Consider the following 21,766-nt stretch of genomic DNA (forward strand, 5'->3'; position numbering starts at 1 on the left):
GCTTGGTTGTTGAGAAATCAACCGGTTTCTTTCACCCCGCTACGCCGAAAAGGTCCATATTCTCGGTCGACATGACCGATGTTCTCCTCGCGCGCGGCGGATTTGGCGACGACACGACGCTGTTACGGCTCCACCAGGCCGCCGACCTGTCGGTTCGGACGGTCGCCGGTTCGCTCGTCGACATCTGCTCCGACCACGTGGCGCCCACGCACCGCAGTGCTCCCGCGTGTGTGCTCTTCGCCGCAGGCCGCGCCGGTGAGCCCCTCGATGCCGACGTCCTCGAGGCTCTCTGCCGTCTCACCGAGCGGCACCCGAAGACGGCCTTCGTTGCCGCCGTCGCGTTCGGTGACGCTACGGCGCAACGCTCCGGTGTCGTGGCACAACTCCTGCTCGCGGGAGCCGACGACGTCGTCCTGCTCGACGGTGACCCAGCCGAACTCGGGGCACGCGTTGCCGCGCGGGTACGCCGTGTCACGCGTGAACGGGGCGAAGCGCTCACCGCCTCCTCGCGTCCGTGGGTCGACGTGCGGCGTCGGGAGGTCGTCGGAGGTCGCGGCCGCGTCGAGCTCACGGCCAAGGAGGCCATGGTCCTCGAGATGCTGACAGCGTCCGACGGCGTGGTCCTGCGCGACGACATCGGGGCGGCGCTGTGGACCGGACACTGGAGCGGTACGCCGAAGGCCATCGACATGCACGTGGCAAACCTGCGCCGCAAGTTGCCGCAGGTATGTGGTGAGGCCTGGCGCATCGAGACCGTCAGGGGTGCGGGCTTCGTCCTGGCGCCCGGCGATGCCGACGCCGACCACGGCGGTGGCGCGACGGTGTGGTCCGTGACGGGCTGAAGGCTGATTCCTGCGAGCCGCCACGTACCCTTGGGGCCGTGACGCGCTCCACGACCCAAGCCCCCACCGCGCCCGGCGGATTCCCCGTCGTCGGCATCATCGGAGCGGGCCAGCTGGCCCGCATGTGCACCGCTCCGGCGGTCGAGCTGGCCCTGACGCTCTCGATCTTCGCCGAGTCCGAGGACGCGGCCGCAGCCCTCGTCGTGCCGCACTCGCCGGTCGGCGACTACACCGACCCCGAGGCCGTGCGCGAGTGGGCCCGGGGCTGCGACGTCGTCACGTTCGATCACGAACACGTGCCGGCCGACGTCCTCTCGGCCCTCGAGGCGGACGGTGTGCCGATGCACCCCAAGCCCAGCGCCCTGCGCTTCGCCCAGGACAAGCTCGCGATGCGTGAGCGGCTCGAAGGTCTCGGCGTGCCGTGCCCGGCTTGGCGCGCGGTCGTCGACGTCGACGAGCTGGCAGCCTTCGGTGACGAGCACGGCTGGCCGGTCGTGCTCAAGACGCCGACGGGCGGCTACGACGGCAAGGGCGTTCGCGTCGTGAAAGCGGCCGAGGACGCCGCGGATTGGTTCGCCAAGGCCGAAGGCGCTCCGCTGCTCGTCGAGGAGGCCGTCGACTTCACCCGCGAACTGTCGGTCATGATCGGTCGCAGTCCCAGCGGCCAGGTGGCGGTTTGGCCCGTCGTCGAGACCGTGCAGACCGACGGCATCTGCACCGAGGTGCTGGCCCCCGCACCGAACCTCGACGACGCACTCGCCGGCCGCATCGCCGAAGCCGCGGTGACGATCGCCCGGGAGCTCGACGTCACCGGTGTCATGGCCGTCGAACTCTTCGAACGTGTCGCCGAGAACGGTTCGGGTCAGAGCGATTTCGTCGTCAACGAGCTGGCGATGCGTCCGCACAACTCGGGCCACTGGTCGATGGACGGTGCCGTCACCGGTCAGTTCGAACAGCACCTGCGCGCCGTGCTCGACCTGCCGCTCGGCGACGTCACCGCGCGGGCTCCGTGGACCGTCATGGGCAACGTTCTAGGCGGTTCCTACGAGGAGCTGTACCCCACGTACAAGCACCTCATGGCGCGCGACCCCGCACTCAAGATCCACCTGTACGGCAAGGGCGTGCGCCCCGGCCGCAAGATCGGGCACGTCAACGTCAGCGGCACCGATCTCGTCGGTCTGCGCGGGCGCGCCCGTCACGCATGCGACTACCTCGAGGGAGTGGTGACGGAATGAGCAACGACATCGACACGAAGCAGCCCGTCGTCGGGCTCGTCATGGGCAGCAACTCGGACTGGCCGACGATGTCGGCCGCCGCCGACGTCCTCGACGAATTCGGCATCGCCTACGAGGCCGACGTCGTCTCGGCGCACCGGATGGCCCACGAGATGGTGGAGTACGGCGCGAGCGCTGCGAAGCGCGGGCTCAAGGTCGTCATCGCCGGAGCCGGGGGAGCGGCGCACCTTCCGGGCATGCTGGCGTCGGTCACGACGCTGCCCGTCATCGGTGTTCCGGTGCCGCTGAAGTATCTCGACGGCATGGATTCACTGCTGTCCATCGTCCAGATGCCTGGCGGCGTGCCCGTGGCGACCGTGTCGATCGGCGGCGCCCGCAACGCCGGTCTGCTCGCCGTACGCATCCTCGCCTCGGGTGACGGGGAGGAAGCAACGCGCCTCGCGGAGGCGATGGAGCGTTTCCAGGTCAGCCTTCGCGACGAGGCCCACGCCAAGGGCGAGGCGCTGCGCGAGGACGTCGCCCGCCGCCAGGGCTGACGCTCAAAGGACGCTGGCAGCAGGGCAAGCGCCGCCCGCCTCGAGAATCCGCCTCGAGAACCCGAGTCCGCTCCCTTCGCCGCGGTAACTTCCGGCCGGGCTCACCTCGACGGCGTACCGACGCGTAGCATGCGGCTATGGCTGGTAACCCTGACTTCGACCTGTACACGATCTCCGAGGAGCACGAGGCTCTTCGTGAGGCGATCCGCCCGGTGTGCGAGAACAAGATCGCTCCGCACGCGGCCGACGTCGACGAGGAATCCCGTTTCCCGAGCGAGGCCCTCGACGCCCTCGTCGAGGCCGGTCTGGCCGCCCCGCACGTCCCCGAGGAGTACGGCGGCGCCGGCATCGACGCGCTCGGTACGTGCATCGTCATCGAGGAAGTGGCGCGCGTGTGCGCGAGCTCCTCGCTCATCCCCGCCGTGAACAAGCTCGGCTCACTGCCCGTCATCCTCGGCGGCGGCGAGGAGATCAAGAAGAAGTACCTGCCGAAGCTCGGCGCCGGCGAGGCGATGTTCTCCTACGGCCTGTCCGAGCGCGAGGCCGGCTCGGACACCGCGTCCATGCGTACCAAGGCCAAGAAGGACGGCGGCAGCTACGTCCTCACGGGTCAGAAGTCGTGGATCACGAACGCCGGCGAGTCGGAGTTCTACACGGTTCTCGCCGTCACCGACCCCGACGGCGAGCGCGGCCGCAACATCTCGGCGTTCGTCGTCGAGAAGGGTGACGAGGGCTTCAACTTCGGCGAGAAGGAGCGCAAGCTCGGTATCAAGGGTTCGCCCACGCGTGAGCTCCACTTCGACAACTGCCGCATCCCCGCCGACCGGCTCATCGGCGCCGAGGGCGAGGGCCTCAAGATCGCTCTGCGCACGCTCGACCACACGCGCGTCACGATCGGCGCCCAGGCTGTCGGTATCGCCCAGGGCGCACTCGACTTCGCCGTCGGCTACGTCAAGGAGCGCAAGCAGTTCGGCAAGGCCATTGCCGACAACCAGGCCATCCAGTTCATGCTCGCCGACATGGCGATGAAGGTGGAGACGGCCCGTCAGATGGTCTACGTCGCCGCCGCCAAGTCCGAGCGCGAGGACAAGGACCTCACGTTCTTCGGCGCGGCAGCCAAGTGCTACGCCTCCGACATCGCGATGGAGGTCACGACCGACGCCGTCCAGCTGCTCGGCGGCGCCGGCTACGTGCGCGACTTCCCGGTCGAGCGCATGATGCGCGACGCCAAGATCACGCAGATCTACGAGGGCACCAACCAGATCCAGCGCCTCGTCATGGGGCGTCAGGTGCTCAAGGGCTACTGAGGTTCGAGGCAGACGAGAAAGGGCCCCGGCGTCATGCCGGGGCCCTTCGCCGTGTCCACGGGCAGGGCCGGGACGTCAGCTGTCGTGAGTGCGCTCGGGCACCTCGTCGCCGACCTGTTATGGATCAGTTGGCCGCCGCGGGCGTCTTGACGACGAACTTCGATGTGTCGCCGTTCTCGCGGATCGCCTTGAACAGCTCCTGGGACTTTTGCTGATCCCACTCGACAGCCTCACCGACGGCGGTCGGCAGCGCGTTGTTGCTGATGGGCACGACCACCGAGTTCCCGCCGTCACCGGAGAGCTTCTTGAGCGTCAGCATGACGCGGGCCGCCGTGATCATCCCCATGTCCTTGTCGACGGCGAGCCCCTGCGCACTGGACTCTCCGAGACCCTTGAGGCGCCACGGCACGAGGATGTTCGCGGGCGACGAAACCTTGCCCATGAGGGCCCCGAGGAACTGACGCTGACGCTTCGCGCGCCCGATGTCGCCCTCGGGGTCGGAGTAACGGGCTCGGACGTAACCGAGCGCCGTCGCGCCGTCCATGTCCTGGCAACCCTTCTTGAGGTTGATGTGTGCCTTCGGGTCGTCCATGTCGTTCTTGACGCAGATGTTGACGCCACCGACGGTGTCGACGACCGACGCGAAGCCGCCGAAGCCGATCTCCATGTAGTTGTCGATGTGGATGCCCGTGTTCTGCTCGATCGTCTTGACGAGCAGGGGCGCGTCACCCAAGGAGAACGCCGCGTTGATCTTGTTCTTGCCGTAGCCGGGGATGTCGACGTAGCTGTCCCGGGGGATCGACATGAGGGTCGGCTTGTCGCCGCCCATGTGCAACACCATGATCGAGTCCGTGCGCTTGCCCTCGGCGGTGCCGGTGCCGAGCTTCTTGCGCTGCTCCGGCGTCAGGCCCGTGCGGGCGTCGGAACCGACGAGCAGGATGTTCTTGCCCTTGCCCTCTTCCGCGAGATGCTGCGCGGGGACGGCGTCGAGCTTCTTCACCTTGCTCCAGGCCGAGTTGCCGGCCCAGACGAGAGCGCCGACCCAGAGGATGAGCAGGGCCAGGACACCGGCGAGAACCTTCTTCCCCCGACGACGCGGGCGCCGCGGGGGCTGCCCTGAGCCGTCACCGTCGAACCGGTCACCGGGGCGCGGGCCGCGGGGCGGATGCCCGCCGTTGCCGTCGTGGGCGTCGAAACCGTCACGCCCGGCGTCAGCGCCGTACCCACCCGCGGCGCCGGCGGACGCGTAGGCCGCGTCCGTGGAGCGGCCCCGGACGGGCCTCTCGGGCCGTCCCGAGGTGGGCATGACGCGTGTGCTGTCGTCACGCGGCGAAGCAGCCGCGGATCGCGCCCTGTCCTGCGGGCGCTGATGACGCCCGCCTTGCGGCGCGCCCTGGAGCGGACGAGACGTCCGTCCGTCGCGCGGGGCGTCCGGAGGGACCTCACCTTGCGGACGACGCTCACCCTGGCGGGAACCGTCCCCCTTGCCTCGAACCGGAATGGCCTGCGCGCTGCCCTCGTCGGGGCGGCGAGGACGCTGGGGCAGGGCCCGGCGGTTTCCCTTGGAGCGGCGGGTGTCGATGACGAACGCGTCATCGTCCGCGGGCACTCCGGACGGCCCGGCGCCACGGTCCTCGGGACGCGGCGTGCCGGACGGGCGGCGGGGGTCATTCGGGTGAGGCACCCTCCGAGGGTAGGGGGTCGCTTCCGGGATTGGGCTGACATCGCATTCGCGCGGCGTGTTAGCACGAGCGTCATGGAAGGGGCGTCGGCGTGAGGCGCGTGAGGTGTCTTCTGCGCGCGGGTAGGCTGGGGCGACGTTCACGAGCCCACGACTTCAGGAGCGACCATCACCGTGACGAGCGAGCCCGTGACGAGCGCCCCGACGCCGCCGGTCGACCCGAGCATGCGCCGCGGAATCTCGGTGTTCATGCCGATCCTCAACGAGGAGAAGCACCTCGAGGAAGCCGTCACCGCGATCCTGGCCCAACGCTACGACGGCCCCGTCGAGGTCGTGCTCGCCATCGGCCCCTGCACCGACCGCACCTGGGACGTGGCCCGTGCGCTCGCCGAACGTGACGAACGCATCACTCTCGTCGAGAACCCGACCGGACGAACCCCCGACGGACTCAACGCTGCCCTGGCCGCAACCCACCACGACGTCCTGGTCCGCGTGGACGGGCACGGCATCCTCTCGCCGGGGTACTTCGCCACCGTCGAGCGTCTTCTGCGCGAGACCGGTGCGGCCAACGTCGGCGGCATCATGGACGCCGAGGGCACGACGCCCTTCGAGGAGGCCGTCGAGTGCGCCATGAAGTCCAAGATCGGCGTCGGTGGAGTGAAGTTCAAGCAGGGCGGGGAGGCCGGCCCGGTCGAGAGCGTCTACCTCGGCAACTTCGCGCGGGAGTGGATCGAGAAGGTCGGCATGTACGACCCGCGCTACACCCGCGCCCAGGACTGGGAACTCAACTTTCGGATCCGCAAGGGCGGCGGAACGGTGTGGTTCACCCCCGACCTGCGCGTCACCTACCGCCCGCGCGCCACGCTCAAGGCGCTCGCCAAGCAGTACTTCGAATACGGCACCTGGCGGCGGGTCGTGGCTCGTCAACACAAGGGTTCGATCAACCTGCGCTATCTCGCCCCGCCGGTCGCCGTCGCGGGTGTCGTGGCGGGCAGCCTGATCGGTCTGAAGTGGCGGCCCGCGCTCGCTGCGCCGCTCGGTTACGCGGCCCTGGTCACAGCAGGCGGTGTCCGTGCGGCCTCGGGACGTTCGCCGCAGGTCATCGTCCGGATGCCTTTCGTCCTCGCCACGATGCACATGGCCTGGGGCACTGGGTTCATCACCTCGAACGTCGAGCTCGAAGCGGCCGAACCAGGCGAAGCGCCGCGAGCCTGACGGAACTCCCAGGATGTGCTCGCTAGGCTGAGGTGCCGCGTAGCGCGCGGCAAGGTTCGCGGGCGAACGCAGGAGCACGAAGGAAACCATGAACTCACACAACCGTCTTGCGCGGATCTGGGCGCATCGAGCCACGCTCGACACGCTCGTCCGACGTGATCTTCGCGTGCGGTACGCGCGTTCCGTGCTCGGCTATCTGTGGACGCTCATCGATCCGCTGGCCATGGCGCTCGTCTACGCGTTCGTCTTCGGCTTCATCTACGGCGGCCACGGCAAGCCCGGTCTGTCCTCGTCGTCCGACCAGAAGTGGGCGAGCACCGACGGTGTTCCGATCGTGCTGTTCCTCGTCGCGGGTCTGCTCGCCTACAACTGGTTCAGCAACGTGATCAACGAGAGTTCGCGCGCGCTCTACGCCGAACGCCTCCTCGTGCGCTCGACCAACTTGCCCCGCGAGCTGTGGGTCATGCGCGTCGTCATCTCGAAGGGCATCGAGCATCTGCTCTCCCTGCCGATCCTGTTGGGCTTCCTGGTCTTCTACATGCTCCGGGGGGAGGTGAGCCTGAGTTGGGAACTCGTGTTCTGGATCCCTGCCCTCATCGTCCAGTTCATCCTGCTCACGGGTATCGGCCTCGTCATGGCGCCCGTGACCGCGCTCGTCGACGACTTCGCCCGCATTACGCGCATCGGCCTGCGCGTGCTGTTCTACGTCACCCCGATCGTCTACTCGCTGCACTTCCTCGAGGCGAAGCTGCCGGCGGAGTGGACCTGGGCCAAGTTCCTCATTCAGCTCAACCCGCTCACGGGCATCACCGACATGTACCGCGCCGGGTTCATCAGTCAGTACGGCCCGGACTGGCACGCCTGGATCTATGCCCTCATCGTCTCGCTGGCGTGGCTCGCATTCGGCTCCTGGGTGTTCCGCAAGCTCGAACCGGCGATCCTCAAGGAGATCTGACATGGCACTGGAGTGGAACACCCCCGAGGGCGAGCCGGTCATCCAGGTCCACGACCTCGGCATCGAGTTCCTCAAGGGTCGCAAGCGCAACCTGTCGTTGCGCGAACTCGTCTACCGCCGACAGACCACGTACGCGAAGGAGACCTTCTGGGCCCTGCGCAACGTCTCGTTCGACGTGGGCAGGGCCGAGGCGGTCGGTCTCGTGGGAGCGAACGGTGGCGGCAAGTCCACCCTGCTCAAGATGATCGCGGGAACGCTCCTGCCGGACGAGGGCTACGCGAAGGTCACCGAGGGCGTCGCCCCGATGATCGAGCTCACCGGCGGGTTCATCGGAGAACTGTCGGCACGCGAGAACATCTACCTCATGGCCGGCCTGCACGGCATGAAGAAGGAAACGGTCGACGAACGCTTCGACGAGATCGTGAAGTTCGCCGGTCCGCAGGTCACGCGGGGGCTCGACCTGCCCTTCCGACACTTCAGCTCCGGCATGCAGGTGAGGCTGGGCTTCTCCGTCATCACTCAGCTCGACGAGCCGATCATCCTCGTCGACGAGGTGCTCGCCGTCGGTGACCGAGCCTTCCGAGAGCAGTGCTACACGCGGATGGAGGAGCTGCTCGCCGAGGGGCGGAGCATGTTCCTCGTGAGTCACTCCGAGGGCGACCTCAAGCGTTTCTGCACCCGAGGGCTCTATCTGTCCGGCGGCACGCTGGTCGACGACGGTCCGATGAAGGACGTGCTGGCGCACTACAACAAGGATCTCGACGCAGGCATCTCCTGAGGCTTGCGAGCCCCAGAAGGCCGAACGCCGCCGCCCCCCTCATGAAGACCAGGAAGGGGCGGCGGCGTTTGTTCGTCCTCAGTGGCGCTGGACGCCCTCCTGGGCGAGCAGGGTGTCGAGTTCGACCGGGTCAGCGTCGCCGCGGACGATGACGACGCTGCCACCACCCACCCAGCAGCGCAGCATCTGTGTGGGATCGGCGCCGGCGAGGAAACGCCGTTCGCCGGTTCCGTCGGGTGTCACGAGGTCACGGAAGGTGACCTGCTCGTCTCCGGCGACCCACGCGACGGCGCTTCCGGCAGGCTCGTCGAACGGGACGAACAGGTCGGCGTAGGTGCTCAGCTCGCGGGCCTCGTCGAGTGCCCCGGCCGGTACCTCCACGGCAGCGCCCCGTGCCAGCATCGCCAGGGTGACGACCACCTGGTCGCCACCGAAGTCCGGCGAGGGAACGCTCGTCACAAGGACATCGAGCCCGTCCTCGTCGGCGAAGGTTCCGGCGTCGCTGTCGGAGAACTCGACACAGGCACCCAATGACCAGGCCGCGAGACACCAGTACGCCGTGCGCCAGTGGGCGGCGGGGAGGTTGATGCCGACTCTCGTGTCGGCTTCCACGTCGAACTCCTCGGTGAGGAGGTTCGCCGCCTTGCTCACCCAGTTCGTCAGCACTTTCGCGGAGAGCTCGATTCGCTCGCCGCGGGTCGGCTCGTCGCTTCGGTCGTAGAACGTGAGACGCGGCGCCGTCGCGTCGCTGCGCGTCATGGCCTCGACGACCTGCCACGGTGTCGTCGTCACGACGTGAGCACCGAGGCGAGACGCTCGTCGACGAGGTCGACCTCGTCGGGCGTCAACGGGGAGTTGAGGCAGTAGGCGAGGTCGTCGATCATCTGCTGGTTGCTGCGGGTGCCGACGGCGATCGAGTCGACGAAGGGGTGGCCCAGGCTGTAGGCGACGCACAGATCTGCGACGTTCGCGCGCCCCAGCTCGTGGGCCAGGAGGACGAGCTGTCGGTTGAGTTCGGTGGGCTCGAAGACCGTGCCGCCCGCGAAGGTCGCGTGGGTGGTGACGACGACGTCGCGGTCCGTGAGGAGCTCGCGCGCGCCGCTCAGGGCGCGGTCGGCGACGCCGAGGGGGAACTGAACGTAACCGAGGTCGGTCAACTCCAGAGCACGGCGCAACTCGTCGAGGGATTCGACGTTGACGCCGATACGGCCCACCTCGCCGGACTCGCGGTAGTCGCGAAGGCGGTGCCAGCCCGTGCCGTCCGCGCTGTGCGCCTCGTCGACGTTCGCCATGAGCACCGCAGACGCCTTACGGCGGCCGAGCTCGGCGAACGAACGCTCGAGCTGGGCCTCGACCGTTGTCGCGGCCAGACGCGGGTCGTTCGTACGGATCTCGCGCAACCGCGAGATGAAGTGCAGACGCTGCGTCAGCTGCGGTTCACCGCACTTGTGCAGAATCTCCTCCGCGTTGTGGTCGCCGCGTCCCACCTCCACGTGGTTGACGCCGCGGTTGACGGCGGTGGCCAGCATCGCGCGGATCTCCGTCGACGAGGGTGCGAGGGGCCCGGCGAACGCCTGGCCGCCGAGGATCATGACGGACTGGTCGAGTTCGCTCCGGTCACGCCGCGGCACGCTGGGGCCCGCGGTGAACGCGCTGCCGCCGATCTCGTTGATGAGGTCGATCCAGGGCACGCTCACCGGATCGGTCTTGTCCGCGAAGAGGCGGCAGACGCGGTCGTAGTCCGACAGGACGTCGACGGTGCAGCGGAAGCGCTCGGGATCTCCGGGGTTGTCCTCGGGGACGTAGTCGAGCGTGCTGACGTTCCGCCGAAGCCAGGGCGTGACGTGTTCGCGGTCGTAGGGCGTGTCGGTCTCGGCCGCCGCGCGGCGCAGGTCGCGAACCCGGAAGACCTCACAGCCGAGGCCCTCCGGCATGCGGGAGACGTCGTTGCGGCCGTATGCGAAGCCGCCGGCGTCCATCGCCTCGATGAGTTCGTCGATGAGGCTCGAGTCGCCGACCGGGTTGTCACCGGTGAGACGAACGACGCGGTCGTCGTCGTCGAGGTCGCGCGTCGCGGCGACGAAGCGTCCGAGCACGTCGTCGAGGGAGCCCCTCATGGCGGGGATGCCGACGCGGTGCAGGTGATCGAAGATGCGCGTGTCGTACTGCTCCTCGCTCGTCGCGACGATGACCTCGTGCCCGTCACGTGACGCGCGCCGGGCCACGAGCTCGATGAGCGGCATGCCACCGATCGTCATGAGGGCCTTGCCCGGCAGACGACTCGAGTTGAGCCGGGACTGGACGACGACACGGGTGCGGGTCACGGGGACCTCCGGGAGAAAGCAGGGACGAGAGCACGTGCGCTCTCACCCTAGCGACGAAGCGCCTCGATGGCGTCAGCGACGCGGCGGCGGCCGTCACCGTCGAGCAACTCCCGCCCCCGCTGCGCGCGGGCCTCGCGGGCACGGGGGTCGCCGAGAGCACTCGCCAGTCGGCGTGTCGCGTCCTCACGGCTCGTGCCCACCGCGTGCAGTTCGTCGAGGTGGCCGACGCCGAGCGCGAGGTCGGCTTCGATCACCATGTCGTAACCGAGCCGCTGGTTGTCGATGACACACACGACTGCCGTGGGCACCCCCAGACACAGGAGTTCCCACACGGACGAGCCGCTGGCGGTGACGACGAGATCGCTGCGCGCAGCACGGGCCGCCAGATCGGTGACGGGGCCCGTTGTCGTCAACGTGACGTCGACGGGCAGGTCGTCCCGCAACGGCGCGGCCCAGGCGTCGTCGGGCGTGACGACGGTGAGATCCATCCCGACTCCGGCGGCCGCAGCGGCACGCAGGATGATCGGAGCGACGAGCGGAGCGGCGCCCATGGGGTCGCTTCCACCGAACACGGCGAGGACGCTGAGTCGCTCCTGCGCTCCGGGCCGTGCCCGCCCGGCGACCTCCTCGCGCAGGGCGAGGACGTCGTCGCGAAAGAGCGTGTAGGGCGCGCCGGCCAGGGCATGCCGCCCCGCCTCGACCTTCCTCGGAGTGGCCCCGGGATTCTGGTCGACGTACAGGTCGGCATCCTGATCGGCGCCGAAGCGACCGTCGACCATGGCCGTGACGGGCAGCCCGTGCCGCCTGAGATGAGCGCCCCACGAAGGGCCGAAGTCGTACCCGTCGATGACGACGAAGGACGCGGCGAGCCGGTCGGCGAGATCCCCCAGGGCCGCCGGATCGTCGGGCCGCGTGTGCAACGTCACCCCGGCGTCACGGTAGGAACGTTCGACCCAGTCCAGGGCCAGTTCGCCCGCGAGGTGGACGGATCGGCCGCGAGCGATGAACTCCTGCGCCAGCGCGAGCAACCGCATGGCGTGACCCACTCCGATGGACGCCGTGGCATCGGTGCGAAGGACGATGGCCGAGGTTGCCCGATCGGCGCCGGTGGGGGAGGGCTGCGTCGTCATGGCGCCATGGTGGCACGAGCGCCACGGGAGGTGACCCGCCGCGACGTGTCGAGTCCCTGGGGCCTCGCGCGCTGGTGCTAGCCTTGCGGGGAATGTCAAGAATCGGGCAGAGTTTCGCCGACGTGCCGAACGTCAGCCGCCCGATGCACGAACAACGCAATGGGAGCCCCGAGTGAGCATTCTTGAAGGATCGTCCATCCTCGTTACCGGTGGTACCGGTTCTTTCGGTAAGGCCTTCATCTCGAAGCTCCTCGCCGAGCACAACCCGAAGCGCGTCGTCATCTACTCGCGTGACGAGCTGAAGCAGTGGGAGTGCCGCGCTCTCTTCAAGGACGACCCGCGTCTTCGCTGGTTCATCGGTGACATCCGTGACCTCGACCGTCTGCGTCGTGCCATGCACGGCATCGACTACGTCGTTCACGCGGCCGCTCTCAAGCAGGTCGACACGGCCGAGTACAACCCGTACGAATTCGTCAAGACGAACGTCATCGGCTCCCAGAACGTCATCGAGGCCTCGATCGACGCCGGGGTCCAGAAGGTCGTCGCCCTGTCGACGGACAAGGCCTCCAGCCCGATCAACCTCTACGGTGCGACGAAGCTGACGGCCGACAAGCTGTTCATCCTCGGCAACCACTACGCCGCCGCCTACCCGACGCGCTTCGCCGTCGTGCGCTACGGCAACGTCATGGGCTCGCGCGGTTCGATCATCCCGAAGTTCAAGGCGATGCACGAGGCCGGCGAATCGCTGCCGATCACGGACCTGCGCTGCACCCGCTTCTTCATCACGCTGGACGACGCCTGCCAGATGGTGCTCGACACCTTCGAGCTGATGCAGGGCGGCGAACTGCTCGTGCCGCGTATTCCGTCGATGAAGGTCACCGACCTGGCCCAGGCCATCGCCCCCGGTGCCAAGATGCACGACGTGGGTCTGCGCCCCGGTGAGAAGCTCCACGAGGAGATGATCTCGCCGGAGGAAGGCCGCCGAGCGGTCATCGTTCACGACGGCAAGTACTTCGTCCTGCAGCCCGACTTCGCGACGTGGGGCTACGAGGCCCCTGCCGACGGCGTTCCGGTCGAGGACGGCTTCCACTACTCCTCGGGTGACAACGACCAGTGGTACACGATCGAGGAGCTCCAGCAGATCCTCTCGTCGGGTATCTGAGGCGCTCGATGGTTCTACCGTACGGCCGACAGTCCATCAGCGCCGACGACGTCAAGGTCGTCGAGGAGGTCCTCACCGGTGACTGGCTGACCACGGGTCCCTACGTCACGCGCTTCGAGGAGGAGATCGCGCAGCTCGCGGGCAGCCCGAATCAGGCCGTTTCGGTCACCTCGGGCACGGCGGCGTTGCACGTCGCCTACGCGGCCGCGCAGGTGGGCCCCGGCGACGAGGTCATCACGACGCCGCTGACCTTCCTCGCCACCGCGACGACGGCCTCGATTCTCGGCGCCAAGATCGTCTTCGCCGACATCTGCGAGGACACGGGAAACCTCGACCCCGACGCTGTGGCTGCGGAGATCACGGGCGCGACCAAGGTCGTCGCGGGAGTCGACTACGGCGGCCACCCCATCGACGCCGAGGGCCTTTCCGCCGTGGCGAAGAAGGCCGGTGCCTACCTCCTCGAGGACGCGGCGCACTCCGTCGGCGGTTCGCTCGACGGCACGCCGGTGGGTTCGCTCGCGGACATCACGACGTTCAGCTTCTTCCCGACGAAGAACCTCACCACGGGTGAGGGCGGTGCCGTCGTGGCCAAGGACGCCGACGTCGTGGAGCGCGCTCGCCGCTTCAAGGGCATCGGCATGGTCCGCGAGCCCGAGCAGCTGCGAAGCAAGGACGAGGGCGCCTGGTGGTACGAGATGCCCGAGCTGGGGCTGAACTACCGCCTCAACGACCTGCAGGCCGCGCTCGGTTCGAGCCAGCTCACGCGTCTGGGACAGTTCAAGACGCGCCGCCAGGAGATCACCGATCGGTACAACGAGGGCCTTGCGGGCATCGAGCAGCTCACGCTGCCCGGTCACCGGGCGGGCGCTGACCCGGTGTGGCACCTGTACCCGCTGCGCATCACCGACGGCCGACGTCGGGAACTCTTCGAGCACCTGCGCGCGCAGGACATCGGTGTGCAGGTCAACTACATCCCGGTGTACTGGCAGCCGTACTACGAGGACCTGGGCTACAAGCGCGGCATGTGCCCGAAGGCCGAGGCGTACTACGAGCAGGAGATCAGCCTGCCGATGTTCCCGGACCTCCGCGATGACGAGATCGATCGCGTCATCGAGACCATCCGCACCTTCTGCGGAGCCTGAGCGCATGCATCACGCCAATCACTTCTACGGCCATGCCCACATCATGGCCCGGTACGTGGGGCTGGCGGAGCCGCCGCGCATCTGGGGCTACCTCCAGCACGGCTGGAACATGCACGACGGCTTCGCCGTCAACACCGTCTTCGCGGCGAGGTACCCGAAATTCGTCTACAGCCACGCGTGCGCTCGCCGTGGGTGGGCGCACGGTCTGCGCGACTACACCGTCATCGGTGCACCCTGGAACTACTTGCTCGAGCTGGAGGGCCAGCGCGAGTGGGAGGCACAGGGACACGAGCGCGAGGGGACGATCGTCTACCCCTTCCACGGGTGGGAGGGCCAGCAGGTCGCCGGCGACCACGAGGCCTTCATCGACGAGATCCGTGAGACCGAGGGCGACGTGCCCATCACGATGTGCCTCTACATCAACGAGTACGAGCAGCCGCGGATCCGGCGTGTGTACGAGGAGGCAGGTTTCCGGGTCATCACGCATGGTCGCCGCGGGTACCTGTGGCGTGGCACGGACACCGAGTTCCTCTACAAGCAGCTCGCCGAGGTGCGTCGTCACAAGCGAGTCGTGAGCAACCGCATGACGTCGGCCCTGCTGCACGCTGCCTTGGCGGGTGCTGAGGTCGGCATCTACGGCGACCCGATGGAGCTTGCTAACGACCACGCGATCCTCGGAGGCGCGCAGCGCCCGCAGGCGCTCTTCCCGGAGTTCCACCAGGCGGCAGTGCCGCACGACGTGGCACGCGAGATCGCCACGGTCGAGCTGGGTGCCGACCAGATCCTGCCGCCGGAGGAGATCGTCGACCTGTTCGGCTGGGCCGAGGACTTCGACGTCGAGGAGCGCGTGGCGCACATGCCCGATGACACGCTCGACTTCGACCGTGTGCTGCGGCGTCTGCGGCCCACGCCGGAGTTCCCGTCAGCGCGCACGGGCAGTGAACCGCCCCGCGTGCGCCCCGAACGGGGCTTCTGAGCCGTCCTGCTCACCGACCCATCCCCGTGACGAACACGTGCCGGGTGCCATCCACGAGGACGGCACCCGGCACGTGCATTCGGGGGAGAGACCCCTGAGATCAGTTCGTGTTGTCCGGCGAGATTGCGCGGTCGAGCGCACGCTTGGCGCGGCCACGCAGACTCGGCGGAATGGCCTCCTCGACGCGGTTGCGCGCCTTCGAGACCGCGATGCGCTTCGGAGCACCCACCGCCCGCATCGCCTTGTAGCTGAGCGATTCCTCCAGCTTGAACATGAGGCGGTCGTATTCCTTGATGCGGCGGTCACGCAACTTGAGCGTGCCCTCCAGCCAGGCGATCTGACGCTCCTGCGCGCGCGTCGTCTGGGCCAGACGGCGCAGGTGGGCGACGAGTTCGCGGTAGCCGCTGGCCGTGGGGGAGGGCAGGTTGTTGTCGCGTGCACCGTCGGCGAGGTTCTTGCGCACGAGCTCGCGGGAGTCGCCGCTCGCGTCGCCGATGGCCAGAGCGACCTCCGTCTCGAGGAGGGCGATCATCTCGATGTCGGAGTCGGTCACCGTCACCCCTGCCATCGAGGCGAGGTGGCGTAGGGCGGTCTCCGGGGTGATCGGCAGGCGCCACATCGTCGGTGCCCCGGCGGCGAGCAGCCCGGTGGCGAAGACGCGCAGACCACGCAGGAACGCCAGCTGAGAGGCCGTACCATTCGCCAGCGCCCACGAGTCATCGATCATGCGCAGCGTGCCGTCGTCATCGAACGCGACGTTGTCGGGCGTGGCGAACCACGGTGAAGCGGCTCCGTCGGCGCGCGCGGAGTCGTCATCGTCACCGCCGGTCTCCGCAGGCGCCTCGTGCGGACACGCCGCGTTGTCAGCGGCGCTGACGACGCTGTGGCGGCTCGTGTCGAGGGCCTCTGCGTCGACGTCCTCGTCGGCGAGGACCGGGTCGAAACCGAGGCCCAGCTCGGCTGCGTCCTGCTCGTCGGCCTCACCCATGGCGGCCCGCTCCTCGGCGAGGTTGTCCTCGCGGCGCGGGGTGTCGTCCTGTTCGAGGTCGGCGTGCGACTCGTGGCTTCCCGCCGACAGATCGACGTGCGTAAGACCGGTCATGCTCTGGCGCGGACCGCTGAAGGAGGACGGGTGCATCCACTCGTGGTAGGTCTTGACGAGTGAGCGCAGGGTGGCGTGATCGTTGTCCAGCGCCGCCTCCCGCATGAGTTCTTCGAGGGTGCTGCCGGTGAACGACTCGGGCGGAGTCAGTCGGCGCGAAACACCCAGCGCGGACTTCTCCGCACCGCTCTCGCGTCCGTCACCCCAGGTGAGCTGGGCATCGCCGCCGCGGTCGAAGGCCGCGACGCGCGTCCACTCGTCGTTGGACTGGTCCTCCGCCGTGATGAGGGACGGAAGGTCCAGTGTGACGTCTCCCCGGCTCAGCACAGTCACCCACCCGGGCGCGAGGGCGAGGTCGAGACCAGCGAGCTGGGTTAGTTCGACCGTGCCGTCGGCCCGGCGAGCAGACGGGCGGTGTGCGAGGTAGCGCGTGAGAGCGGCGGTCGCCTCGTGCCGGGCCAAGGCCTCGCGGCCGCGCGGGAGCGAGGAGACATCGACGAGGACGTGTGAACGACACACGGACGGGTAGGCAGCCAGACGTCCGACGGTGTGCACTCCGGCCTCGTCCAGGGCGGAGTCCAGTTCCGCGAGCAGCAAGGGACGCCGCGAGAGCGCGGAGTTTCCCACGAACCACCGGCTGTCGTCGTCCGGGCTCACCTCCGGTTCGAGGGCGAGCAGGTCGTGCAGGCCGAGGGGGTTGACCGAACCGTGCAGGAGGATGCCGTCATCGGCGAGCATGCCGGCGGCCTTGTGGACGATGGCCTCGTCACTCATGCCCTCGGGCACGGGGGAGAGCACCTCGGGCCCGCCGCCCACGAGCACGATGAGGTCGTAGCTCGTCTCGGCAGCGAACAGTTCGAATCCGCCACAGAAGTGCCGGTCCTCGGTGCGGTCCGCGTGACCGGAGACGACGGCGCGGACATCCTCGAGGTGGCGCAGCACGACGTCCGCCCGTGATGTCACCGGCAGCTGCGACAGGGTGCGGGCCGCGTGGTGGCCGACGAGGAGCACCCGTTCGATCGAGCCCTGGTTGCCCACGGACTGCACGAGGGCGCTCAGCGCGGCCGATGGTGTGGGCGTGTCGAGGTCGGATCCTTCGACGAGGTGGTCCCCGAGCAGGACGGCGCCTGACTCGCGGTCCACGTATTCAGGCGTGTCGGTTGCGTTCTCCAACGGATGCTCCTTGATGGCGGACGAATCAGACGAGATCCCAGGACATCGGAGTCCCCTTGGGAGCGTCCTGGGTGAACGTGCGTCCCTCGATGGTCGAGAAGACGTCGGTGTGAAGGCCGTTCGCAGGACGGATGGAGCGGACGTTCGCGGACGTGACGGTGTCGCCGGCCTTGACGTCCTCGACGACGTAGAGGCTGCGGCGGAAGCGCAGGCCCTCCTTCTCCTGGGCGCGCGCCCCGATACGCGGTTCGCCGAGGCACTGCCAGGCGACCTTGGACTGGGTCACGAGCTGGTTCAGCTCCTCCGGCTCGGAGGAGAACGCGGAGTCGACGCCGCCGCCCTCACGCGAGAGCGTCACGTGCTTCTCGACGAGGACCGCGCCCAGGGCGACGGAGGCGACGGCGGCGCCGATGCCCATCGTGTGGTCGGAGTAACCGATGAGGGTGCCGAGCGCGTCCCGCATGACGGGAATGCCACGCAGGTTGGACTCGCTAGGGTCGGCCGGGTAGTTCGCGGTGCACGCCAGCACGACGATCTTGTCGTTGCCGACGCTGCGGGCCGCCTCGACCGCGGCGTTGATCTCGCCGAGCGAGGCCATACCCGTGGAGATGATGATCGGCTTGCCCTTGCTCGCCGCGTGCCGGATGAGGGGGAGGTCGACGATCTCACTGCTCGCGATCTTGTACGCGGGCACGTCGAACTGCTCGAGGAAGTCGACCGCGGTCGGGTCGAAGGGGGAGGAGAAGGCATGGATGCCGAGCTCCTTGGCGAGCGCGAAGATCGGCTCGTGCCACTCCCACGGCGTGTGCGCCTCCTCGTACAGGTCGTACAGGTAGCGGTCGGCCCACAGTTCGTGACCGGAGGAGATCTTGAAGTCGTCGGTCTTGACGTCGATCGTGATCGTGTCGGCCGTGTACGTCTGCAGCTTGATGGCGTGGGCGCCCTGCTCAGCGGCCATGCGCACGATGTCGAGGGCCTTCTCGAGGCTGCCGTCGTGGTTGCCCGACATCTCGGCGATGATGTACGGCTCGGCGTTCGGGCCGACCTCGAGGTCACCGATGCGGATGTTCTCGTGCGGGTTCTGACTCATGCTTGGGGCTCCTCGCTCGTCTGCGATTGGCTGGGTGACGCTCTGCGTCAGGACGTGCGCTCGCGGCGCACGTGGATGACCTGCGTCGGCTTGCCGCCGATCTCGCGCGTCTCGGTCTCCATCTCGACGAAACCGTTGCGCTTGTTGAAGCGACGAACGCCCTCGTTCACCTCGAGCACCTCGGCGTCCAAGGTGTCGATATCGAGCTGCGCGTCAGCGTACTTGACCGCCTCACGCTGGATCTGGATCCACGCAGGCAGCAGCTCGCCTCGTTCCGTGAGGCCGTCGTTGTCGAGGTAGTAACCCCACCAGGAGGTCTTCGCCTCGGCGTCGTAGTCGAAGAACGTGACGACACCGGCGGGCACTCCGCCGCGCTCGTACATGAGCACGCGTCGGCTCGGGTTGTCCTTCGTGTTCGCCCACCACGCCGCGTGCTCGTCAGGCGAGATGACGTGCTGGGTGAGAGAGACGGCGCGTACCTCGTCGTGATTGCGCCAGGTGCGCACGTTTTCCTGGTCGGCGTCCGTGGCGGGGCGAAGCATGCGAACTCCCGTTCTCAACTCGGTGACTCGGACCGTCAGGGCCCGACTCACCACGATACCGGCCGCAGGTGTGCCCACGCGACGCTGACGCGTTCCCGCGCGTCACGGCGACGAAGAGCGTGTGGGCGCACCGCAGCGCACCCTTCGTGCGTCGCGCGATCTCACAGGTGAGGCGAAGCCCTAGACTGTCGTCAGCACACGTGTCTGCGTCGACGGCGGTCGCCCCACCGAAGGCGCGGGTCATTTCGCACGATGAAGGAGAGTCCATGAGCACGCTCAGCCGCGAGCAGGTCCGCACGATGATGGGTGAGGTTCTCACCGCGCAGGGCAAGGAGCTGCCGTCCGACGACTCGGCTCGTCTCGACGCCATCGGCTTCCGCTCGCTCGACTTCTCCGAACTCGCCCTTCAGGTCGAGGACGAGCTCGACACCGAGCTCAACTTCGACGCGCCCGGCCTGCGTTCCATCGAGACCGTCGGCGACGTGCTCGACTTCATCGACGAACTGCAGAAGGCCTCCTGATCTTGGCGTCACAGGCCAACGGCGCTCCAGCGGGCGCGAACAACCGTGTCGTCGTCGGAGACTTCGACGGCACGTGGGCCGAGCTCGCCGAGTCGAGCTTCGGTGCGAGCAACGACACGCTCTCGCCACCTCTCGCCGCAGCGTTCCTCGTGAGCGGCCACCGCGGCGCAGCGCAGGCCGCGTGGCTCGCCGCCACGGAGGCGAACCGCGAGACCCTCATCGCCACCGCGGCACGCATCGACGACGAGCAGGCCGAGGGCTTCCGCGAGTTCGGTCTGTCCCTCGTGCGCGACGGCGCGGGCGGCGTGGACGTCGCTCCCGCCACCAACGAGCGCGACGCCGAGGGTGGTCGCGTCTGGCTGCTGACGTCCGGGTCGACCGGGCGCCCCAAGCAGGTGGCGCACACCCTTGCCTCCCTCACGACCGTCGCCGGCGACCAGCCCGCGCGCACCTGGCTGTGCCCCTACACGCCGGGCGCCTACGCGTGGTGGCAGGTCGTCACCCTCTCGATCGCGCTGCCGGGTCAGGACATCGTCTTCGTCGACCCCGCGCAGCTCGCCGAATGGCCCGAGCAGGCGCTCGCCGCCGGCGTCACTGCCGCCTCGGGTACGCCGACGTTCTGGCGTCAGGCCCTGTGGCGCAGCGGCGACGTGCTCGCGCAGCTGAAACTCGAGCAGGTCACCCTCGGCGGCGAACCCGTCGACCAGGCCATCCTCGACCGCCTGCGTGAGGTGTTCCCGAACGCCCGCATCTCGTGGATCTACGCGAGCTCCGAAGTGGGCGCCGCCATCGCCGTCCACGACGGCCTGGCCGGCTTCCCCGAAGCCTGGCTCGAACGTGACGTGCCCGGTCGTCCGCGCCTGTCCGTGGAGGACGGTGAGTTGCTCATCGCCTCGCCCAAGGCCGCCGAGGGCATGGACGCCGTCATCCGCACCGGCGACAACGTCGATATCTCGGGCGGCCGCGTCGTCATCACCGGCCGGGCCGCGAGCGACGAGATCAACGTCGGCGGGTCCAAGGCCTCCGCCGGCAAGGTGCGCGCCGCGCTCCTGGCCCACCCCGACGTCGCCTGGGCCGCCGTCCGCGGCCGCAAGGCGCCCCTCGTCGGCAACGTCGTCGCAGCCGACGTCGTCCTGCGTGACGGCCTCGACAAGGCCTCCGACGACGCACCCACCCAAGCCGATCTGCAGGCATGGTGCGGCGAACGACTCCCTGAATACGCGGTACCCCGCCGCATCCGATACCTCAGTGAAATCCCGATCAAGGAGAGCTTGAAGAGCGATGTCTGAAACCACCAAGACGCCGATCCCGGCCGCCACGTGCGTCCTCATCTCCGGCGGCTCGCGCGGCCTCGGCCTTGCCTTCGTCGAAGACGTGCTCGCCCAGGGCGCCAAGGTGGCCGCGTTCGCGCGCACCGTCACGCCTGAGCTGCAGAAGCTCATGGACGAGCAGCCCGAGCGCGTCTACGTCGGCTCCGTCGACATCACCGACCCCAAGGCCGTCACCACGTTCATCAAGGACGCCTCCAAGGTGCTCGGCCCCATCGACGCGCTCGTCAACAACGCCGCCATCGGGCAGGACTCGCTCCACCTCCACACGACGCCCGAGCGCATCGAAGACATCATCTCGACGAACCTCACCTCCACGCTGCTCGTGACGCGCGCCTTCATGCGCCACGCCATGGCCAAGGTCGGCAAGGGGCGCATCGTCAACGTCACCAGCGTCTGTGCCCAGCGCGGCTACGCCGGCCTCGTCGCCTACTCCGCCACCAAGGGCGGCCTCGACGCCGCCACCCGCTCCCTCGCCCGCGAAATGCACGGACGCTTCCTCGTCAACTCGATCGCGCCCGGCTTCTTCGCCTCCGAAATGAGCTCCGTGCTCGGCACCGAACAGCTCTCCACCATCACCCGACGCACGCCCACCGGCCAGCTCGTCGAACCGGAGAACATCACGCCCACCCTGCGCATGCTGCTCTTCGAAGACACCAACATCAACGGCATGGTGCTGACGATCGACGGTGGCGGGAGCATCTGAGTTCTCCCTTGCTGCGTCTTC

The 21,766-nt window shown here is 68.4% G+C and carries 20 protein-coding genes; 13 read left to right on the forward strand and 7 right to left on the reverse strand.

Annotated features, from left to right (window positions below; genetic code table 11):
• Window positions 1-71 precede the first annotated feature (71 nt).
• From K9D12_RS02750 to K9D12_RS02765, 4 genes are all read left to right on the forward strand, one after another.
• Window positions 72-842, forward strand: a complete 771-nt coding sequence (locus K9D12_RS02750) for a winged helix-turn-helix domain-containing protein (protein WP_052947026.1) — start codon at window positions 72-74, stop codon at window positions 840-842.
• 38 nt (window positions 843-880) lie between these two features.
• On the forward strand, window positions 881-2,077 hold the full coding sequence (locus tag K9D12_RS02755) for a 5-(carboxyamino)imidazole ribonucleotide synthase (RefSeq protein WP_223059428.1): 1,197 nt from the start codon (window positions 881-883) through the stop codon (window positions 2,075-2,077).
• Entirely contained in the window at window positions 2,074-2,613 is a 540-nt protein-coding gene (gene purE, locus K9D12_RS02760; protein ID WP_225910839.1) for a 5-(carboxyamino)imidazole ribonucleotide mutase, read from the forward strand. Before K9D12_RS02755 ends, purE begins: the two co-directional genes overlap by 4 nt.
• Window positions 2,614-2,750: 137 nt before the next feature.
• Window positions 2,751-3,920 carry an acyl-CoA dehydrogenase family protein gene (locus K9D12_RS02765; protein WP_223059429.1) on the forward strand — a complete coding sequence of 390 codons (1,170 nt, stop codon included), beginning with the start codon at window positions 2,751-2,753 and terminating at the stop codon, window positions 3,918-3,920.
• A 124-nt stretch (window positions 3,921-4,044) separates the two neighbouring features.
• Here the strand turns inward: K9D12_RS02765 and K9D12_RS15195 are convergent, their stop codons facing one another.
• Complete coding sequence (locus K9D12_RS15195) at window positions 4,045-5,604, reverse strand: LCP family protein (protein ID WP_370633443.1); 1,560 nt, start codon at window positions 5,602-5,604, stop codon at window positions 4,045-4,047.
• A 171-nt stretch (window positions 5,605-5,775) separates the two neighbouring features.
• Between K9D12_RS15195 and K9D12_RS02775 the strand changes: the two genes are divergently transcribed.
• The 3 genes from K9D12_RS02775 (at window position 5,776) to K9D12_RS02785 (ending at window position 8,549) form a co-directional block, all read left to right on the forward strand.
• On the forward strand, window positions 5,776-6,816 hold the full coding sequence (locus K9D12_RS02775; protein ID WP_370633444.1) for a glycosyltransferase family 2 protein: 1,041 nt from the start codon (window positions 5,776-5,778) through the stop codon (window positions 6,814-6,816).
• Window positions 6,817-6,904: 88 nt separating this feature from the next.
• On the forward strand, window positions 6,905-7,771 hold the full coding sequence (locus tag K9D12_RS02780; RefSeq protein WP_047311877.1) for an ABC transporter permease: 867 nt from the start codon (window positions 6,905-6,907) through the stop codon (window positions 7,769-7,771).
• Window position 7,772: 1 nt separating this feature from the next.
• Window positions 7,773-8,549 (forward strand): ABC transporter ATP-binding protein, encoded by a 777-nt coding sequence (locus K9D12_RS02785; RefSeq protein WP_047311878.1) that lies wholly within the window; start codon window positions 7,773-7,775, stop codon window positions 8,547-8,549.
• A 78-nt stretch (window positions 8,550-8,627) separates the two neighbouring features.
• On the opposite strand, the gene K9D12_RS02790 is transcribed toward K9D12_RS02785, so the two are convergent.
• The 3 genes from K9D12_RS02790 to K9D12_RS02800 are packed head-to-tail and all read right to left on the reverse strand — an operon-like array spanning window position 8,628 to window position 12,003.
• The gene (locus K9D12_RS02790; RefSeq protein ID WP_082128816.1) at window positions 8,628-9,341 is read right to left on the reverse strand and encodes a TIGR03089 family protein; all 714 of its coding nucleotides are present in this window, start codon (window positions 9,339-9,341) and stop codon (window positions 8,628-8,630) included.
• A complete protein-coding gene (locus tag K9D12_RS15200; protein WP_052947027.1) occupies window positions 9,338-10,873 on the reverse strand; it encodes an aldo/keto reductase in 1,536 nt (511 codons plus the stop codon). Before K9D12_RS15200 ends, K9D12_RS02790 begins: the two co-directional genes overlap by 4 nt.
• Before the next feature lie 47 nt (window positions 10,874-10,920).
• On the reverse strand, window positions 10,921-12,003 hold the full coding sequence (locus tag K9D12_RS02800) for a PseG/SpsG family protein (protein WP_223059430.1): 1,083 nt from the start codon (window positions 12,001-12,003) through the stop codon (window positions 10,921-10,923).
• A 172-nt stretch (window positions 12,004-12,175) separates the two neighbouring features.
• Here K9D12_RS02800 and pseB point away from each other — a divergent pair, with 172 nt between their 5' ends.
• Genes pseB through K9D12_RS02815 form a run of 3 tightly spaced genes read left to right on the forward strand, consistent with a single transcriptional unit; the run spans window position 12,176 to window position 15,283 of the window.
• Window positions 12,176-13,165 (forward strand): UDP-N-acetylglucosamine 4,6-dehydratase (inverting), encoded by a 990-nt coding sequence (gene pseB, locus K9D12_RS02805; RefSeq protein WP_047311880.1) that lies wholly within the window; start codon window positions 12,176-12,178, stop codon window positions 13,163-13,165.
• Between the two features lie 8 nt (window positions 13,166-13,173).
• On the forward strand, window positions 13,174-14,307 hold the full coding sequence (locus K9D12_RS02810; protein ID WP_223059431.1) for a DegT/DnrJ/EryC1/StrS aminotransferase family protein: 1,134 nt from the start codon (window positions 13,174-13,176) through the stop codon (window positions 14,305-14,307).
• 4 nt (window positions 14,308-14,311) lie between these two features.
• Window positions 14,312-15,283 (forward strand): hypothetical protein, encoded by a 972-nt coding sequence (locus tag K9D12_RS02815; protein WP_225910840.1) that lies wholly within the window; start codon window positions 14,312-14,314, stop codon window positions 15,281-15,283.
• Window positions 15,284-15,383: 100 nt separating this feature from the next.
• Here K9D12_RS02815 and K9D12_RS02820 read toward each other — a convergent pair whose 3' ends face one another.
• The 3 genes from K9D12_RS02820 to pseH are packed head-to-tail and all read right to left on the reverse strand — an operon-like array spanning window position 15,384 to window position 19,190.
• Complete coding sequence (locus K9D12_RS02820) at window positions 15,384-17,558, reverse strand: hypothetical protein (RefSeq protein ID WP_223059432.1); 2,175 nt, start codon at window positions 17,556-17,558, stop codon at window positions 15,384-15,386.
• 25 nt (window positions 17,559-17,583) lie between these two features.
• Window positions 17,584-18,648, reverse strand: coding sequence for a pseudaminic acid synthase (gene pseI, locus K9D12_RS02825; RefSeq protein WP_223059433.1), 1,065 nt, complete (start codon window positions 18,646-18,648; stop codon window positions 17,584-17,586).
• Window positions 18,649-18,695: 47 nt separating this feature from the next.
• On the reverse strand, window positions 18,696-19,190 hold the full coding sequence (gene pseH, locus K9D12_RS02830; RefSeq protein WP_047311886.1) for a UDP-4-amino-4,6-dideoxy-N-acetyl-beta-L-altrosamine N-acetyltransferase: 495 nt from the start codon (window positions 19,188-19,190) through the stop codon (window positions 18,696-18,698).
• 266 nt (window positions 19,191-19,456) lie between these two features.
• Here pseH and K9D12_RS02835 point away from each other — a divergent pair, with 266 nt between their 5' ends.
• Genes K9D12_RS02835 through K9D12_RS02845 form a run of 3 tightly spaced genes read left to right on the forward strand, consistent with a single transcriptional unit; the run spans window position 19,457 to window position 21,745 of the window.
• Window positions 19,457-19,711 (forward strand): phosphopantetheine-binding protein, encoded by a 255-nt coding sequence (locus K9D12_RS02835; RefSeq protein WP_047311887.1) that lies wholly within the window; start codon window positions 19,457-19,459, stop codon window positions 19,709-19,711.
• Window positions 19,712-19,713: 2 nt separating this feature from the next.
• Entirely contained in the window at window positions 19,714-21,000 is a 1,287-nt protein-coding gene (locus tag K9D12_RS02840) for an AMP-binding protein (RefSeq protein WP_047311888.1), read from the forward strand.
• Window positions 20,993-21,745, forward strand: coding sequence for an SDR family NAD(P)-dependent oxidoreductase (locus K9D12_RS02845; RefSeq protein WP_047311889.1), 753 nt, complete (start codon window positions 20,993-20,995; stop codon window positions 21,743-21,745). The genes K9D12_RS02840 and K9D12_RS02845 overlap by 8 nt, the downstream gene beginning before the upstream one ends.
• The last annotated feature ends 21 nt before the right edge of the window (window positions 21,746-21,766 follow it).

Origin of the sequence: Dermacoccus sp. Tok2021, assembly GCF_019895135.1 — a bacterium.
GTDB lineage: Bacteria > Actinomycetota > Actinomycetes > Actinomycetales > Dermatophilaceae > Dermacoccus > Dermacoccus abyssi.

Bases quoted from the DNA above. Each gene is read 5' to 3' on its own strand.
- pseH (WP_047311886.1), bottom strand. From the start codon at position 19,190: ATGCTTCGCCCCGCCACGGACGCCGACCAGGAAAACGTGCGCACCTGG.
- K9D12_RS02780 (WP_047311877.1), top strand. From the start codon at position 6,905: ATGAACTCACACAACCGTCTTGCGCGGATCTGGGCGCATCGAGCCACG.
- K9D12_RS02750 (WP_052947026.1), top strand. From the start codon at position 72: ATGACCGATGTTCTCCTCGCGCGCGGCGGATTTGGCGACGACACGACG.
- purE (WP_225910839.1), top strand. From the start codon at position 2,074: ATGAGCAACGACATCGACACGAAGCAGCCCGTCGTCGGGCTCGTCATG.
- K9D12_RS02785 (WP_047311878.1), top strand. From the start codon at position 7,773: ATGGCACTGGAGTGGAACACCCCCGAGGGCGAGCCGGTCATCCAGGTC.
- K9D12_RS02815 (WP_225910840.1), top strand. From the start codon at position 14,312: ATGCATCACGCCAATCACTTCTACGGCCATGCCCACATCATGGCCCGG.
- K9D12_RS02845 (WP_047311889.1), top strand. From the start codon at position 20,993: ATGTCTGAAACCACCAAGACGCCGATCCCGGCCGCCACGTGCGTCCTC.
- K9D12_RS02810 (WP_223059431.1), top strand. From the start codon at position 13,174: ATGGTTCTACCGTACGGCCGACAGTCCATCAGCGCCGACGACGTCAAG.
- K9D12_RS02835 (WP_047311887.1), top strand. From the start codon at position 19,457: ATGAGCACGCTCAGCCGCGAGCAGGTCCGCACGATGATGGGTGAGGTT.
- K9D12_RS02765 (WP_223059429.1), top strand. From the start codon at position 2,751: ATGGCTGGTAACCCTGACTTCGACCTGTACACGATCTCCGAGGAGCAC.
- K9D12_RS02800 (WP_223059430.1), bottom strand. From the start codon at position 12,003: ATGACGACGCAGCCCTCCCCCACCGGCGCCGATCGGGCAACCTCGGCC.
- pseI (WP_223059433.1), bottom strand. From the start codon at position 18,648: ATGAGTCAGAACCCGCACGAGAACATCCGCATCGGTGACCTCGAGGTC.